This window comes from Acinetobacter sp. YH12227, assembly GCF_013417785.1.
In the GTDB taxonomy this organism is placed as follows: Bacteria; Pseudomonadota; Gammaproteobacteria; order Pseudomonadales; family Moraxellaceae; genus Acinetobacter; species Acinetobacter gandensis.
This window is the reverse complement of sequence record NZ_VPDH01000009.1, coordinates 47,487-62,515: the sequence shown is the minus strand read 5'-3', so window position 1 is coordinate 62,515 and position 15,029 is coordinate 47,487. Positions and strand designations below refer to the sequence as shown.

The 15,029-nt window shown below is 42.6% G+C and carries 23 protein-coding genes; 16 read left to right on the top strand and 7 right to left on the bottom strand.

Annotated elements, in window-relative coordinates:
- Window positions 1-64 precede the first annotated feature (64 nt).
- From FTV09_RS18020 to FTV09_RS03500, 7 genes are all read right to left on the bottom strand, one after another.
- The gene (locus FTV09_RS18020; protein WP_257222782.1) at window positions 65-226 is read right to left on the bottom strand and encodes a VOC family protein; all 162 of its coding nucleotides are present in this window, start codon (window positions 224-226) and stop codon (window positions 65-67) included.
- A gap of 164 nt (window positions 227-390) precedes the next feature.
- Window positions 391-1,335: a metal-dependent hydrolase gene (locus FTV09_RS03525; protein ID WP_180056762.1), complete on the bottom strand. Its 945-nt coding sequence runs from the start codon at window positions 1,333-1,335 to the stop codon at window positions 391-393.
- A 156-nt stretch (window positions 1,336-1,491) separates the two neighbouring features.
- The gene (yihA, locus tag FTV09_RS03520) at window positions 1,492-2,376 is read right to left on the bottom strand and encodes a ribosome biogenesis GTP-binding protein YihA/YsxC (protein ID WP_067762924.1); all 885 of its coding nucleotides are present in this window, start codon (window positions 2,374-2,376) and stop codon (window positions 1,492-1,494) included.
- 85 nt (window positions 2,377-2,461) lie between these two features.
- The gene (locus FTV09_RS03515) at window positions 2,462-2,905 is read right to left on the bottom strand and encodes an Rrf2 family transcriptional regulator (protein ID WP_067762923.1); all 444 of its coding nucleotides are present in this window, start codon (window positions 2,903-2,905) and stop codon (window positions 2,462-2,464) included.
- Window positions 2,906-2,994: 89 nt separating this feature from the next.
- A complete protein-coding gene (hmpA, locus tag FTV09_RS03510) occupies window positions 2,995-4,203 on the bottom strand; it encodes an NO-inducible flavohemoprotein (protein WP_180056760.1) in 1,209 nt (402 codons plus the stop codon).
- A gap of 161 nt (window positions 4,204-4,364) precedes the next feature.
- Window positions 4,365-5,948, bottom strand: coding sequence for a helicase HerA-like domain-containing protein (locus FTV09_RS03505; RefSeq protein ID WP_180056758.1), 1,584 nt, complete (start codon window positions 5,946-5,948; stop codon window positions 4,365-4,367).
- 14 nt (window positions 5,949-5,962) lie between these two features.
- Window positions 5,963-7,165 (bottom strand): PLP-dependent transferase, encoded by a 1,203-nt coding sequence (locus tag FTV09_RS03500; protein WP_180056756.1) that lies wholly within the window; start codon window positions 7,163-7,165, stop codon window positions 5,963-5,965.
- 160 nt (window positions 7,166-7,325) lie between these two features.
- On the opposite strand from FTV09_RS03500, the gene FTV09_RS03495 reads away from it, so the two are divergent.
- The 16 genes from FTV09_RS03495 to rpsN all read left to right on the top strand — a co-directional run bounded on the left by FTV09_RS03495 (window position 7,326) and on the right by rpsN (window position 15,018).
- Complete coding sequence (locus tag FTV09_RS03495) at window positions 7,326-8,063, top strand: type 1 glutamine amidotransferase (RefSeq protein ID WP_180056754.1); 738 nt, start codon at window positions 7,326-7,328, stop codon at window positions 8,061-8,063.
- Between the two features lie 268 nt (window positions 8,064-8,331).
- The gene (rpsJ, locus tag FTV09_RS03490) at window positions 8,332-8,643 is read left to right on the top strand and encodes a 30S ribosomal protein S10 (RefSeq protein WP_000070912.1); all 312 of its coding nucleotides are present in this window, start codon (window positions 8,332-8,334) and stop codon (window positions 8,641-8,643) included.
- Window positions 8,644-8,702: 59 nt separating this feature from the next.
- On the top strand, window positions 8,703-9,341 hold the full coding sequence (gene rplC, locus FTV09_RS03485) for a 50S ribosomal protein L3 (RefSeq protein WP_067762918.1): 639 nt from the start codon (window positions 8,703-8,705) through the stop codon (window positions 9,339-9,341).
- An 11-nt stretch (window positions 9,342-9,352) separates the two neighbouring features.
- Window positions 9,353-9,955: a 50S ribosomal protein L4 gene (gene rplD, locus FTV09_RS03480; protein WP_067762917.1), complete on the top strand. Its 603-nt coding sequence runs from the start codon at window positions 9,353-9,355 to the stop codon at window positions 9,953-9,955.
- Window positions 9,952-10,272 (top strand): 50S ribosomal protein L23, encoded by a 321-nt coding sequence (gene rplW, locus FTV09_RS03475; RefSeq protein WP_067762916.1) that lies wholly within the window; start codon window positions 9,952-9,954, stop codon window positions 10,270-10,272. Before rplD ends, rplW begins: the two co-directional genes overlap by 4 nt.
- Window positions 10,273-10,283: 11 nt before the next feature.
- The gene (gene rplB, locus FTV09_RS03470) at window positions 10,284-11,108 is read left to right on the top strand and encodes a 50S ribosomal protein L2 (RefSeq protein ID WP_067762915.1); all 825 of its coding nucleotides are present in this window, start codon (window positions 10,284-10,286) and stop codon (window positions 11,106-11,108) included.
- Between the two features lie 19 nt (window positions 11,109-11,127).
- Complete coding sequence (rpsS, locus tag FTV09_RS03465) at window positions 11,128-11,403, top strand: 30S ribosomal protein S19 (RefSeq protein WP_004281508.1); 276 nt, start codon at window positions 11,128-11,130, stop codon at window positions 11,401-11,403.
- 9 nt (window positions 11,404-11,412) lie between these two features.
- Complete coding sequence (gene rplV, locus FTV09_RS03460) at window positions 11,413-11,742, top strand: 50S ribosomal protein L22 (RefSeq protein ID WP_067762914.1); 330 nt, start codon at window positions 11,413-11,415, stop codon at window positions 11,740-11,742.
- 1 nt (window position 11,743) lies between these two features.
- Window positions 11,744-12,496 carry a 30S ribosomal protein S3 gene (rpsC, locus tag FTV09_RS03455; protein ID WP_067762913.1) on the top strand — a complete coding sequence of 251 codons (753 nt, stop codon included), beginning with the start codon at window positions 11,744-11,746 and terminating at the stop codon, window positions 12,494-12,496.
- Between the two features lie 3 nt (window positions 12,497-12,499).
- Entirely contained in the window at window positions 12,500-12,913 is a 414-nt protein-coding gene (gene rplP / locus FTV09_RS03450; protein ID WP_067762912.1) for a 50S ribosomal protein L16, read from the top strand.
- Window positions 12,913-13,110 (top strand): 50S ribosomal protein L29, encoded by a 198-nt coding sequence (gene rpmC, locus FTV09_RS03445; RefSeq protein ID WP_067762911.1) that lies wholly within the window; start codon window positions 12,913-12,915, stop codon window positions 13,108-13,110. The genes rplP and rpmC overlap by 1 nt, the downstream gene beginning before the upstream one ends.
- The gene (gene rpsQ, locus FTV09_RS03440) at window positions 13,107-13,364 is read left to right on the top strand and encodes a 30S ribosomal protein S17 (protein ID WP_067762910.1); all 258 of its coding nucleotides are present in this window, start codon (window positions 13,107-13,109) and stop codon (window positions 13,362-13,364) included. Before rpmC ends, rpsQ begins: the two co-directional genes overlap by 4 nt.
- Before the next feature lie 91 nt (window positions 13,365-13,455).
- Window positions 13,456-13,824: a 50S ribosomal protein L14 gene (rplN, locus tag FTV09_RS03435; protein ID WP_067762909.1), complete on the top strand. Its 369-nt coding sequence runs from the start codon at window positions 13,456-13,458 to the stop codon at window positions 13,822-13,824.
- A gap of 9 nt (window positions 13,825-13,833) precedes the next feature.
- Complete coding sequence (gene rplX, locus FTV09_RS03430) at window positions 13,834-14,151, top strand: 50S ribosomal protein L24 (RefSeq protein WP_067762908.1); 318 nt, start codon at window positions 13,834-13,836, stop codon at window positions 14,149-14,151.
- Window positions 14,152-14,166: 15 nt separating this feature from the next.
- On the top strand, window positions 14,167-14,703 hold the full coding sequence (gene rplE / locus FTV09_RS03425) for a 50S ribosomal protein L5 (RefSeq protein WP_067762907.1): 537 nt from the start codon (window positions 14,167-14,169) through the stop codon (window positions 14,701-14,703).
- 9 nt (window positions 14,704-14,712) lie between these two features.
- Window positions 14,713-15,018, top strand: coding sequence for a 30S ribosomal protein S14 (gene rpsN / locus FTV09_RS03420; RefSeq protein WP_067762906.1), 306 nt, complete (start codon window positions 14,713-14,715; stop codon window positions 15,016-15,018).
- Window positions 15,019-15,029 lie beyond the last annotated feature (11 nt).

Below are 15,029 nucleotides of genomic sequence, written 5' to 3'. Positions count from 1 at the left end.
AGGGTGGATGCGGTAAAGGTCGCCTTGTGAAGCAGAAAGCAAGTGAAATCCGTGAGGAAGTCGCCTAAGAGCTTTTGCTTTTAGAATCCTCCACTTGAGCTAGTCGAAAGTGGTGGGAGTATGTCAAAATCCCTGCGCTATTTAAACCCAAGCCTTGGTGATAAAACTCAAAAGATGCTTGAAGATCCTGAACGGCCAAGGTAATCATGGTGATATGTGGCTGCATTCAACGTTCCTTTTTATTGTTATGAGTCGTGCTGTAGAGTATAAGCTTAAACCTTTTCGTAGATAGACAAACAAAAAAATGTATCAAGTTTGGTCGTATTAACTCACTTAAAAAAAAGCAGGAGTGAACTCCTGCTTTGATCGGTGGAAATTTTTAGTTTAAGTCTAGGCCACTTTAAGCGTTGCGCGTTTTGCCGCAGGCGATTGATCTAGATAGGCAATTGCATCTTCAGTTTTAGCCTCATGTACCGGATCATACCAAGGCATTAAATAGCCCAATTGTTGTGAAACCAACCAAAATGGATGTGGGAGTAGGCGATTGTCTTTTTGTGCAATACGCGCCCATTCACGCCAAATCCAAGGTTTATATGCAGCAGGTTGAATAGACGCATAGCGTGGGTCTTGTTTCATGATATGTGCTGCGCCATCGACCCATAGACCAAGTACTGCTGCAATCACAATCACACTTTGATAATAACGTGAAATATAACCACCGCCGAGATGACGATATAAATCGAATGCAACTGTACGATGTTCAATTTCTTCGGCACCATGCCATTTCACTAAATCGAGCATGTTGGCATCTGCGCCCAAACGTTCCCATTCTTTATTGTAAAGGGCGTATTTACCCAAGACACAAGTCATATGTTCAACGGTTGCCACAATGCCGAGGCGGAAAAGATCCCATTGATGATCAAGCGCTTTTGGCACATTGAAACCTAAAGGCTGATCGGCCAGTAATTTTCCAAAGAGAAAATCCATCACATCTAAGTTGCGTTGAATGCTGATATTGCGCTGGGATAAATATTCTTTATTTGCCGAGTTATGCGCTTGAGCATGCATGGCTTCTTGGCGAATGAAGGCTTGAACGTCATCTTTTAACTTTTGATCGGTAATTTGTGGAAGAACTTTGTTGTAAAGACGGCAGAACCAAAACTCGCCCGCAGGTAAGATCATATTAATTTCATTAATGAAGTAGCTAACGAAAGGTTGATTGGGAACCCAATCGACTTGCGTGTCCTGCCATTCAAACTTCACTTTACGTGGCTTAATTTTATATTCAATTGATGAGCCTATTTTTGAATTTCTAAGGCGGGAGAGTAATTTCATGGGCTGTCCTTATTTTTATGTGATGTCGTACACATCCAATAAGTTCAGTATCCAAAAAAAATCCTGCATTGTGATTAGCAATACAGGACATTTCATTATCATCATATGATGGATTTTGTCAGACAATCAATCCAATCAGTGAGTTTGATGGTTTATTTAGTCAGCTTTGGGCTGTTGTTCTGTTGAATGATCTTGCGTGGCAGCATCAACTTCTACCTCATTAATGTCTGCTAAATCATCATGATCTACACTGTCATCTAAGCCGTCTTCAATATCATCTTCAGAAGCTTCAGGAATGCTGTCGAGATCAAATTCAGTAGACTGCTCAAGTGTAAAGTTAAGACGACCAGCCATGACACTGGCTAATTCTTGTAGGCCTTCTTTATTTAACGATGAGAACAACTGAATAGAGAAGCTCAGCTTCATTTTTTTCAATTCAGCTTTAACTTCTTGTAGTGCTTTCGATGCAGGGCCACGATTCAGTTTGTCGGACTTGGTTAATAGCACATGCACGAATAATTTACGTGAATAAGCCCATTCCAACATCATCACGTCAAAGTGTTGCAGCGGATGGCGAATATCCATCAAAAGCACAAGACCTTGCAAGCTTTGACGGTGAATTAAATAGTTTTCGAGTTCTTTTTGCCAAACGATTTTCATTGCTTCAGGTACAGCAGCATAGCCATAACCGGGTAAATCGACCAAACGCTGGTCAGGATTACCTAAGCTGAAGAAGTTAATCATTTGCGTGCGACCTGGTTTTTTAGATGCACGAGCCAACTGTTTTTGATTAGTTAGTGCATTAATTGCACTTGATTTGCCTGCGTTTGAGCGGCCAGCAAAGGCAATTTCATAACCTGTATCTTCCACACAAAGATTTAGTTTTGGCGCACTCATGAGGAATTCGGCTTTGCGTAACCAGTTGAGTGAGCGAACAGCATATTCAGTAACAGCAGAATCTACTTTCTTTTCATAAGTAATCTTTTGCTTTGGCGCATTGGCCGTTTTACTGTTTCGTGATTTTCCTCTGTGCTGATGCATAACCCAACTTCAATAACTAATTTACAAGCACGTATTATAAAGGAAGTCGGGCAGGCAAGCGAATTTTGTCGTGGATAATCTAGAATTACAGATTAATCATTTGGATAGGGGAATGAGTGGTAAATTTAGATTGACCTGTGGGTTGGATCACATCGGCAAGTGTGTGCTGATCTAAGCGTTGATAAAATTGCTCCAAAGCCTGATCAAGAATACCTTTTAAGCCACACTGATTACGTAATACGCATGGGGGTTCGTTACACTCAACAATTTGTTGATCACCCTGCAATATACGTACAATTTGTCCGAGTCGCATGTCTAGGACTTGCGGGTTGAGTCGCAGGCCGCCACCTTTCCCGCGTGTGGTAATCAGCCACTCGTGTTTCGCCATAAAATGAACGATTTTCACTAAGTGATTACGCGAGACCTGTAAATCTTCTGCTATTTCTGCAATGTTGTACGGTTGCTCGCGTGGGCGGGCAATATACAGCAGAATCCGCAAAGCGTAATCGGTAAATTTATTGAGCTGCATGAGGGTACTGATCGTTGATAAGCAAAAAAACAAAGGGCTAGTCTAGCATAACCTGACTAACCCTCTCTATTTTATGCCGATGACATGGGTTAGTGATGAACACCACCTGTGCCAAAAGCTTCACTGTGAATATTTTCGGCAGGAACACCACGGGCAATTAGGGCTTTTTGTTGTTCAGCCATAAATGGCATTGGGCCGCATAAGTAGTAGTCTGCTTGTACTGGTAGAATCGCGCTATCAATGGTACTCAAATCAAGGCGACCCTTCGCATCATAATCTTGACCCAAAACATCGCTTTGATGTGGGAACTCGTACGCAGTAAAGGTACTTAAGCGTGGGTATTTGGCCTTTAAGTCATGAATGTGCTGTTTCATGGCATGCACTTGTTTGCTGCGGCAGGCGTGTACAAAAGTCACAGGTTCTGGCATATCTAAAGTCACCAACTGATTTAGCATCGCCACCATTGGCGTGAGGCCTACACCACCACTAATGAATACATTGCGTTTGTTTGGGTCAATCAGGTAGAAGTTACCTGTTGGTGCAGATACTTCAATTTCAGCACCTTCGGCTAAACCATGCAGGGTATTTGACACCCAGCCTCCTGCCAAATCACCTTTTTCATCTTCGCGTTTGACCGAGATACGTAAATAGTCAGCTTGAGGGCTAGTTGAAATGGTATATTGGCGAGGTTGTTTTAGACCAAGTTCCTCAACAAATACACGTACTGAAATGTACTGACCTGCTTCATATTTTGGTAAATCACCACCGTCCACAGGGGCAAGATAGAAAGAAGTGATTTCATCGCTTTCAACCACTTTTTTCGCAATTTTAAAGTTGCGCCAGCCTAACCAGCTCCCTTTGGTTTGTTGATGTTGCTCATAAATCGCTTTTTCAGTGCTAATGAATAAATCAGCCAATTGACCATACGCTGTAGCCCAAGCATCAATCAATGGATCTTCCATTGAAATACTTAAAACTTCACTAATCGAATGGAGGAGGTTTTCACCAACAATGTTGTAGTCAGGTGCTTGAATATTCAAGCTGACATGTTTGTGGGCAATCAGCTCAACCACAGGAAGCAATACAGAAGGATCTTCAATGTTTTCTGCATAGGCCAACACAGCACCCGCCAAAGCTTGGGCTTGAGCACCACTGCGTTGATGCCCCATATTAAAGGTTTCTTTTAAATTAGGATTGTTGCCTAACATGCGGTTATAAAAATAACCTGTAAGTGCGACACCATTTTCACGAAGGACAGGAACAGTTGCTTTTACAAGGTCAATTTGCTGCGGAGTCATGTTTGATCTCTCTTGGCTATCATTTATAAGATGTATTTAAAATACATCTTATAAAATGTATTTACAATACATGTTTTAAATAAAACCATAAAAAAATTATGGGATATTAAAATATCCCATAATTCTGTTTGCTTTAATCGAATGAGTTAATTATCGAAGTCTTATTTTCTGCCAAACAGGGAGCCAAGTAGTCCACGAACAATTTTCTGACCCGTTGAGCCACCGAGGCTGCGAGCTGCACTTTTGGCAAATGTGCCTACGGTGTCCTGAATCAATTTTTCACGTTGCTTTGCAGAGCGCTCAGCTTCTTTTTGTTGCTCGCGCGCAATACGTTCTTGTTCTCGTGCTTGCTGTTTAGCGAGTGCCTCAGCTTCTTTGGCTTGTTGTTTGGCTAGAGCTTCTTGTTCTTTTGCTTGCGCTTTATCGACTTCGGCTTGTGCTGCTTGTTGTTGGCGTTGTTGTACTTTGTTCTGTAATTTTTCAAAGGCACTTTCACGGTCTGCTTCTGTGTCGTATACACCCGAGACAATGCTGCTTGCCATCAGTGTTTTACGCTCATCGACACTGATTGGACTAAATGAGGAGTAGGGTGGCATCACCCAAGCACGTTCTACAATTTGTGGAGTACCTTGCTCATCTAGACAGCTAATCAGCGCTTCACCGACAGCCAGTTCCGTAATCACCTGATCGACTTTAAACTCAGGATTGGCACGGAAAGTATCTGCGGCAGTTTTGACAGCTTTTTGATCTTTAGGGGTGAAAGCACGTAAGGCATGTTGTACACGGTTACCTAGTTGACCAAGAACACTTTCTGGCAAATCGAGCGGGTTTTGCGTGACAAAATAAATACCCACGCCTTTAGAGCGTATTAGACGCACCACTTGCTCAATTTTTTCTTGCAATGCTGGGCTGGCGTTATCAAACAATAAATGTGCTTCATCAAAGAAGAACACCAGTTTAGGTTTGTCCATATCACCGACTTCAGGTAATTGTTCAAACAACTCTGACAGCATCCAAAGTAAGAAAGTCGCATAGAGTTTTGGTGTGTTCATTAATTTGTCAGCAGCTAATAAATTAATATTGCCGCGGCCCTGAGCATCCGTTTGGATAAAGTCCATGATGTCGAGCGCGGGTTCACCAAAGAACTTGTCACCGCCTTGATCTGCTAGGGCAAGCAAATTACGTTGAATTGCCCCTAAACTTGCAGGTGAAAGATTACCGTAATCATTTTTAAACTCAGCTGCATGTTCAGATACATAGCTGATCATGGCTTTGAGGTCTTTAAAATCCAGTAATAACATGCCTTGATCATCCGCAATGCGGAAGACGGCTGACAGCACACCTTCTTGTGTGTCATTTAAATTTAAAATACGCGCCAATAGCAGTGGGCCAATTTCAGATATTGTGGTACGAATGGGATGACCTTGTTCTCCGAATAAATCCCAAAACACCACTGGCGAAGCTGCAAATGGAATTGAATTAATATGCAAGCTTTGAATGCGTGCATCAAATTTAGGGTTACTTTCACCTGCTTTTGCTAGGCTGGAAACATCGCCTTTGGCATCAGCTAAAAATACAGGTACGCCAATTCTAGAAAAATTTTCTGCCAACACTTTGAGGGTGACAGTTTTACCTGTCCCTGTTGCACCGGCAATTAAGCCGTGACGATTGGCAAATTGTGAATGTAAGACCACATCTTGTGTGGTGTCTTGCGTTTTCTTCGCAATAACAATTGGTGTACCCATAGATTGTCCTGTAATTATTCGAATTGCTGTTTATTTAAGTGTTGTAGTGCGTTTTCTATATCTTGGATTAAATCTGCAGGATGTTCTAGTCCTATACAGAAGCGGACCAATAATCCTGTTTTGATATGTGAATGTTCAAGCACACGCATCTCTTTTAAGTTATATAACATGACTAAACTGACTGGGCCACCCCAACTAAAGCCAAGTTTAAAGAGTGTTAATGCATCACAGAAAGTACGAATATCTTCAAGTGTGTATTTAGGATCAAACACCACACTGACTAAACCTGCACTATGTTGCTCTGTGCAGATTTCTTTCCAATAGTTGTGACCCGAGGATTGTTCGTCAGCAGGATGTAAGACTTGTACAAATTGCTTTTGTTGTTTCAGCCAATCAAGTAGCTGTAGTGCACTACGTGATTGATGCTCATAGCGGAGACGCATCGATGAAAGGCTGCGTTGTACTTGAGCGGCATCGTCGCCAGAAATACTAATCCCTTGAATGGCATGGGCACGGAATAATTGATGATGTAGCTTTTTATCTCGCGTGACAACAGAGCCCATAAGAATATCGCCACCACCACTTGGGTATTTAGTTAGTGCATGCACAGTAATATCAACACTTAAGTGCTCTGTACTAAAATCAAATGCATTAAAGGCAATACCTGCACCCCAAGTATTATCTAAAGCAGTCAACACATTGTGCGCTTGCGCTTTTTTAACCAAGCCAACTAGATTTGGAAATTCAAGCGTGACCGAACCTGCGGCTTCTAACCAAATGAGTTTTGTCTTATTGCTTGGAGCGAAGCTATCAACATCTATAGGGTTGTAAACTGTAACCATGACACCGTAGCGTTTTTCTAGATTGCGCAAATGTTCCATGTTTGGGCCATAGATATTGTCTGCCACCCAAACTTCATCACCGTGATTTAAAAAGCATGCATTGACAAGGTTAATTGCAGACAGACCACTTGGTGCAAGTAAGTGGTGTAGACCACCTTCAATTTGCGCAATGTTATCACCTAAAGTAAATGTGGTTGGTGTGCCATGCGTACCATAGCTATAGTCATAGTCATCGGTCCAATGGCGATTAAATAGGGCATTGGTATTTTCAAAAATAATGGTCGATGCGCGATACAGGGGAGGTTGAACCGTTGAAACGTATTGAGGGGCTTTTCTTGGTGCATGAATTAATTCTGTTTGTGGATTTTTTTTCACGGCTCAACTCGAAAATAGTGCTGCATAGCAGTGTATCGTATTGGAATGTGTCTTAAATACGCAGATTTAAGATGAATTTGTATAAAGAGATACTTTATAACAAAAGTTGGCTTCATTTTTGCAAAACCTGAATCAGAGCAACAACAATAGGTTTGAGCGCATGAAGTCGCATTTAAAAGTACATTATTTTCAGCACATTGCTGGTGAAGGGTTCGGAAGTTGTCATGATTTTTTAAAACAGCAAAATGCGCAAATTAGCGCAACTGAATTTTTTGCCTTACCTATAGATCAGGCCTTAGATCTTGAAGCACTCCCTTATGTTGAGGATGTGGATTTATTGATCATTATGGGAGGAACCATGAGTGTCAATGATGAGGCAAACTTTCCATGGTTAAAAATTGAAAAACGATGGTTAAGACGCTATTTGGCACTCGGTAAACCTGCCATTGGTTTGTGCCTTGGTGGTCAGCTTATTGCCAATGCGTTGGGTGGGGCGGTCAGTCGTAATCCGCAACAAGAATTGGGTTGGACGACTGTGCGTAAAGTGACAAATGTACCTCTAGAATGTTTTGAATTACCTGAAAACTTTAAAGTCATGCAGTGGCACAGCGAAACGTTTGAAATTCCACGCGGAGCAGTGTTGCTTGCAGAAAATGATGTTTGTCGTAATCAGATGTATCAAATAGGAAGTAATGTGTTGGGTTTTCAGTTTCACCCTGAAATAACCCCTGAAGTGCTCGATTTATTTTTAGAAAATGATGAAGAAGTTGCAATTTTTACAGGCAATCATGTGCAACCAGTAAATGAATTGCGTAAAAGTGCGAAAAGTAAATTTATTCAAGGAAATCAAATACTAAACCAAGCAATAGAGTATGTGTTAAGAAAAACTGCTTGCTGATTAAAAGTTAAGCGATTGATCTTGCATAAAAAATGAAAAATATAAGAAAAACAGCAAAAGAGATTTGCTTATGCAATAAACAATAGCTATAATGAGCGACCCTTTAATGAAAGGGGGTTAGCTACGAATAAAGTAGTTAACATCGTGACAGTCGCGGCATCGATCGTGACCTTAGTGATATTTCACTGCTCTTGACACTTGCCTCTTTAAAGTGGGGTGAGATGCGTCAAGGGTGATTCTTTATATATTTGGCTTGGAGTTAACTGGTATGTCTAACCAGAGAATTCGTATCCGTCTTAAGTCTTTTGATCACCGTTTAATTGATCAATCAGCTCAAGAAATCGTAGAAACAGCAAAACGTACTGGCGCACAAGTTTGTGGTCCAATTCCGATGCCTACACGTATCGAACGTTTTAACGTTTTAACATCACCACACGTTAACAAAGATGCGCGTGACCAATACGAGATCCGCACTTACAAACGTTTGATCGACATCGTTCAACCTACAGATAAAACTGTTGATGCATTGATGAAGTTAGATCTTGCAGCTGGTGTTGATGTTCAGATCGCTTTGGGTTAAGGCTTTCGGTTAATTAACGCTCTAAGTTAATTAGGCCGCTTTTTTAGAGGTTTATGCACATGGCTATTGGTTTAGTCGGTCGCAAGTGCGGTATGACACGTATCTTTACAGATGCTGGTGTTTCTGTACCTGTAACAGTGATTGAGGTTGATCCTAACCGCATCACACAAATCAAAACGCTTGAAACTGATGGTTATCAAGCGATTCAAATCACTACTGGTGAACGTCGCGAATCTCGCGTAACTAACGCTCAGAAAGGTCACTTCGCTAAAGCGGGTGTTGCTGCTGGTCGTCTAGTTCAAGAATTCCGCGCTACAGAAGCTGATCTTGAAGGTCGTGAAATTGGTGGCACTCTTACTGTTGAGTTGTTCACAGTTGGTCAAATCGTTGACGTAACTGGTACTTCTAAAGGTAAAGGTTTCCAAGGTGGTGTTAAGCGTTGGAACTTCCGTACGCAAGACGCAACTCACGGTAACTCACTTTCTCACCGTGTTTTAGGTTCTACTGGTCAAAACCAGACTCCTGGTCGCGTATTCAAAGGCAAAAAAATGGCTGGCCATTTAGGTGCTGAACGCGTAACTACACAGGGTCTTGAAATTGTATCTATCGACACAGAGCGTTCAGTTCTTGTTGTTAAAGGTGCGGTTCCTGGTGCTACTGGTGGCGACGTTATCGTTCGCCCTACGATCAAGGCCTGAGGGGAAATATTGTGAATTTAAATACTGTTTCCGGCTCTGCTGTTGAATTATCTGAAGTTGCTTTCGGTCGTGACTTTAACGAAGCTCTTGTACACCAAGTTGTTACAGCTTACTTAGCTGGTGGTCGTCAAGGTTCGAAAGCTCAGAAATCTCGTGCTGACGTATCTGGTGGTGGTAAAAAACCATTCCGTCAAAAAGGTACTGGTCGCGCGCGTGCTGGTTCTATTCGTAGCCCTATCTGGGTTGGCGGTGGTAAAACTTTTGCTGCTCGTCCACAAGATTGGTCTCAAAAAGTAAACCGTAAAATGTATCGCGGTGCTATGCAATGCATCCTAGCTGAACTTGTTCGTCAAGATCGTCTAGTTTTGGTTGAAGAGTTTGCTGTTGCTGCTCCAAAAACTAAAGAATTGCTTGCAAAACTTAACGACTTGAATGCTACTCGTGCATTGATCGTTACAGATGCTGTTGATGAGAACTTGTATCTTGCTGCTCGCAACATTCCACACGTTGATGTGGTTGATGCTACTGCAATCGATCCTGTTAGCTTGATCGCGTTCGATAAAGTTGTTATGTCTGTTGCTGCTGCTAAGAAAATTGAGGTAGAACTCGGATGAACAACGAACGTATCTATCAAGTCCTACAAGGACCTGTATTCTCAGAAAAAGCACAAGTTTTAGGCGAAACTGCTGGTGTTCAAGTTTTCAAAGTTGCTTTAAGCGCTAACAAACTTGAAATCAAAAAAGCTGTTGAGCAACTATTTGGTGTGGAAGTTGTTAAAGTTAACACGACTATCACTAAAGGTAAGACTAAACGCTTTGGTAAAACATTAGGACGTCGTTCTGATGTTAAAAAAGCATACGTCACCCTGAAAGCTGGCCAAGATGTTGAAATGGCTGACTTGGGCGATACCGCTGAAAACGCAGCGGAATAAGGACGAAAATTATGCCGATTCAAAAATGTAAGCCAACGTCTCCAGGACGTCGCTTTGTAGAGAAAGTGGTTCACGATCACCTTCACAAAGGCGCACCGTACTCTCCGTTGGTTGAAGCTAAAAAACGTACTGGCGGCCGTAACAACAATGGTCACATTACGACTCGTCACGTTGGTGGTGGTCATAAACAGCACTACCGTATCGTTGACTTCAAACGTAACAAAGACAGCATCCCAGCTGTAGTTGAGCGTATTGAATACGATCCTAACCGTACAGCTCATATTGCTTTATTGAAATATGCTGACGGTGAACGTCGCTATATTATTGCACCTAAAGGCCTTCGCGCTGGTGATCAAGTACAATCTGGTAACGATGCTCCAATCCGTCCAGGTAACTGCTTGCCACTTCGCAACATGCCAATCGGTTCTACTCTTCACAACATCGAGCTTAAAATCGGTAAAGGCGCACAATTAGTACGTTCTGCTGGTACTTCTGCTCAATTGTTGGGTCGTGACGGTTCTTACGCAATCATTCGTCTACGTTCAGGCGAAATGCGTAAAGTTCACGTTGAATGCCGTGCAGTTCTTGGTGAGGTTTCTAACCAAGAAAGCAACCTTCGTTCATTGGGTAAAGCTGGTGCATCTCGCTGGCGTGGCGTTCGTCCTACCGTTCGTGGTATGGCGATGAACCCAGTAGACCATCCACACGGTGGTGGTGAAGGACGTAACAAAGGTATTCAACCTGTAAGTCCATGGGGTCAAAAAGCTAAAGGGTACAAAACACGTACCAACAAGCGTACGACTAAGATGATCATTCGCGACCGTCGCGTTAAGTAACAAGTAAAGGAATCTGACAATGCCTCGTTCTCTGAAAAAAGGCCCATTCGTCGATGCGCACTTGTTCGCTAAGGTTGAAGCGGCTATCGCGGCTAATAACCGTAAGCCGATCAAAACTTGGTCGCGTCGTTCGATGATCCTCCCGGATTTTGTTGGTCTAACAATTTCTGTACACAATGGTCGTAACCATGTTCCAGTGATCGTATCTGAACACATGGTTGGTCATAAACTCGGTGAATTCGCGCCAACTCGTACCTATCGTGGTCACGGTGTTGACAAGAAATCTAAACGTTAAGGTGCGATGATGGAAGTTACTGCTAAATTACGCGGTGCCGCTATCTCGGCACAAAAAACTCGTTTGGTTGCAGATTTAATCCGTGGCAAATCAGTTGCTCACGCTTTAAATATCTTGAACTTCAGCAACAAAAAAGCTGCAGTTTTAGTGAAAAAAGCATTGGAATCTGCGATTGCAAACGCTGAACATAATAACAGTTTAGATGTAGACGACCTTAAAGTTTCTACGATCTACGTTGATGAAGGCACTAGCCTTAAACGTATTTTGCCACGTGCTAAAGGCCGTGCGGATCGTATTACTAAGCGTACTTGTCACATTACCGTTAAGGTAGGGGTTTGATATGGGTCAGAAGGTTCATCCAATCGGTATCCGCCTAGGTGTTGTGAAACGTCATAACGCTAACTGGTACGCGAATCCGAAACAATATGCTGAATACTTGCTTAAAGATTTGCAAGTTCGTGAGTTTTTAACAAAAAAACTTAAGAATGCAATGGTAAGCAATATTCTTATCGAACGTCCTACAGGCGCTGCTAAAATTACAATTAGCACTGCTCGTCCAGGTATCGTAATCGGTAAAAAAGGCGAAGACATTGAGAAATTACAGCGCGAATTAACATCTATTATGGGTGTTCCTGCGCAAGTAAGCATCAACGAAATCGATCGCCCAGACTTAGACGCTCGTTTAGTTGCTGAAGCAATTGCTTCTCAATTAGAAAAACGTGTTATGTTCCGTCGTGCTATGAAGCGTGCGGTACAAAACTCTATGCGTGCTGGTGCTAAAGGTATTAAAGTTGAAGTTTCTGGCCGTTTAGGCGGTGCTGAAATTGCGCGTACTGAGTGGTATCGTGAAGGTCGTGTACCTCTACATACACTTCGTGCTGACATCGACTACTCTTCTGTTCGTGCTGAAACTACATACGGTACGATCGGCGTTAAAGTTTGGGTATTCCGTGGCGAGATCTTGGGTGGCATGAAACAAGTCATGAACCCGGCTCCTGCTGAAGAACGTCCAGCTAAACGCGGTCGCGGTCGTGGTGAAGGTCAAGAGCGTCGTGGTCGTCGCAATGATCGTTCTGCTGAAAAAGGAGAATAATCCATGTTGCAACCTAAACGTACTAAATTCCGTAAAGTGCAGAAAGGCCGTAATACTGGTCTAGCTCACCGCGGTAGCTCTGTATCTTTTGGTACTATTGCACTTAAATCAATTGAACGTGGTCAAATGACTGCACGTCAAATTGAGGCAGCGCGTCGTACAATTAGCCGTCGTATTAAACGTGGTGGTAAAATCTTTATCCGTGTTTTCCCAGACAAACCAATTACTGAAAAACCATTAGAAGTTCGTATGGGTAAAGGTAAAGGTTCTGTGGAATACTGGGTTTGCCAAATCAAACCAGGTAAAGTCTTGTACGAAATTGATGGTGTTAACGAAGAATTGGCTCGCGAAGCGTTCACGCTTGCTGCTGCTAAACTTCCGTTTAAAACCGCTATCGTGACTCGGACGGTAATGTAATGAAAACTAAAGATCTACGTGAAAAGTCGGTTGAAGAGTTGACAGCTTTGCTTGATGAGCAACAGCTTAACCAATTCCGTCTTCGTATGGCGAAAGCAACTGGTCAATTGGGTAAATCGCACGAAGTTGCGCTTACTCGTAAAACTATTGCTCGTATTAAGACACTCCTAACCGCAAAACAGGGGAACGGACAATGAGTGAACAAACAGTTCGCACGTTAACCGGTAAAGTTGTAAGTGACAAGATGGACAAGTCTATCGTTGTACTTATTGAACGCCGCGTTCAACACCCGTTGTATGGCAAATCAATCCGCCGTTCAACTAAATTACACGCTCATGATGAGAGCAACACTGCTAAATTAGGCGATGTTGTAACAATCAAAGAAAGCCGCCCAATTTCTAAAACTAAGTCTTGGACTCTAGTTGAAGTAGTTGAAGCAGCTGCTGAGTAATTAACGTTCTTGTTGCATCATCGGTCAATTTCGAGTACTCTTTGAGCCTTTCGAAATTGCGACCGGTGATGCTCGGTTTTGGAGTAGGGCAATGATTCAAACCGAAAGTATGCTCGACGTAGCAGACAACAGTGGTGCTCGCCGCGTACAATGTATTAAAGTACTTGGTGGTTCACATCGTCGTTATGCTTCTGTTGGCGACATTATTAAAGTTACTGTAAAAGAAGCAATTCCACGTGGCCGTGTTAAAAAAGGTGACGTGATGAATGCTGTTGTTGTACGTACAAAATTCGGCATCCGTCGTCCAGATGGTTCAGTTATTCGTTTCGATGATAACGCAGCTGTTATTTTGAACACCAACAAAGCGCCGATTGCAACTCGTATTTTCGGACCAGTGACTCGTGAACTTCGTACTGAACAGTTCATGAAAATTATTTCATTGGCTCCTGAAGTTCTATAAGAGGCACTCATGGCTAAGATTAAAAAAGGCGATCAAGTAATTGTGATCGCAGGTAAAGAAAAAGGCAAACAAGGTACTGTTTTGTCTGTTTCTAATGACCGTGTTAAGGTTGAAGGCCTTAACTTGGTAACGAAGCATCAAAAGCCTAACCGAGCTACTGGCGCCGAAGGCGGCATCGTAACTCAAGAAGCTGAGCTTCATATCTCTAACGTGGCAATTTTTAATGCTACAACCCAAAAGGCTGACCGTGTTGGTTACCAAACGATTGAAGGCGTGAAAACTCGCGTATTCAAATCAAATGGTGAATCAGTGGCGGTAGCGAAGTAATAGGTTGACTAGGCAATGGCCAGACTTAAAACGCGTTACAACGACGAACTTAAGGCTCAATTAAAAGAAACATTGGGCGTTAAGAATGTGATGGATATTCCACGCATTACAAAAATCACCATCAACATGGGTGTTGGTGCTGCATCAGCTGACAAGAAATTGTTAGATGGCGCTCTTTCTGATATGCAAGCAATTGCTGGTCAAAAACCAGTACTTACTTTAGCTCGTAAATCTATCGCTGGTTTCAAAATCCGTGATGGTTGGCCGATTGGCTGTAAAGTTACTTTACGCGGCGAACGTATGTACGAATTCTTAGACCGTTTGATCTCTATCGCGATCCCTCGTATCCGTGACTTCCGTGGTTTCTCTGCGAAATCATTTGACGGTCGTGGTAACTACTCAATGGGTCTTAAGGAACAAATCATGTTCCCTGAAATCGATTTTGATAAGATTGATCGTATTCGTGGTATGGACATTACCATCACTACGACTGCTCGCACCGATGACGAAGGCCGTGCGCTTATGCGTGCATTCGGCTTCCCGTTCAAATAAGAGGTCGATATGGCTAAGAAAGGTATGATTAATCGCGAATTGAAACGCGAAGCTACTGTTGCTAAATACGCTGCGAAACGTGCTGAATTAAAAGCAATTATCGCAAACGTAAATGCATCAGACGAAGAACGTTTCGAAGCGATGATGAAATTTCAAGCATTACCACGTAATGCGTCTCCAGTACGTCTACGTAACCGTTGTGGTTTAACTGGTCGTCCTCATGGTTACTTCCGTAAGTTCGGTTTAAGCCGTAACAAATTACGTGAAACAGTAATGCAAGGTGATGTACCGGGCGTTGTTAAGGCAAGCTGGTAAGGAGCACTATA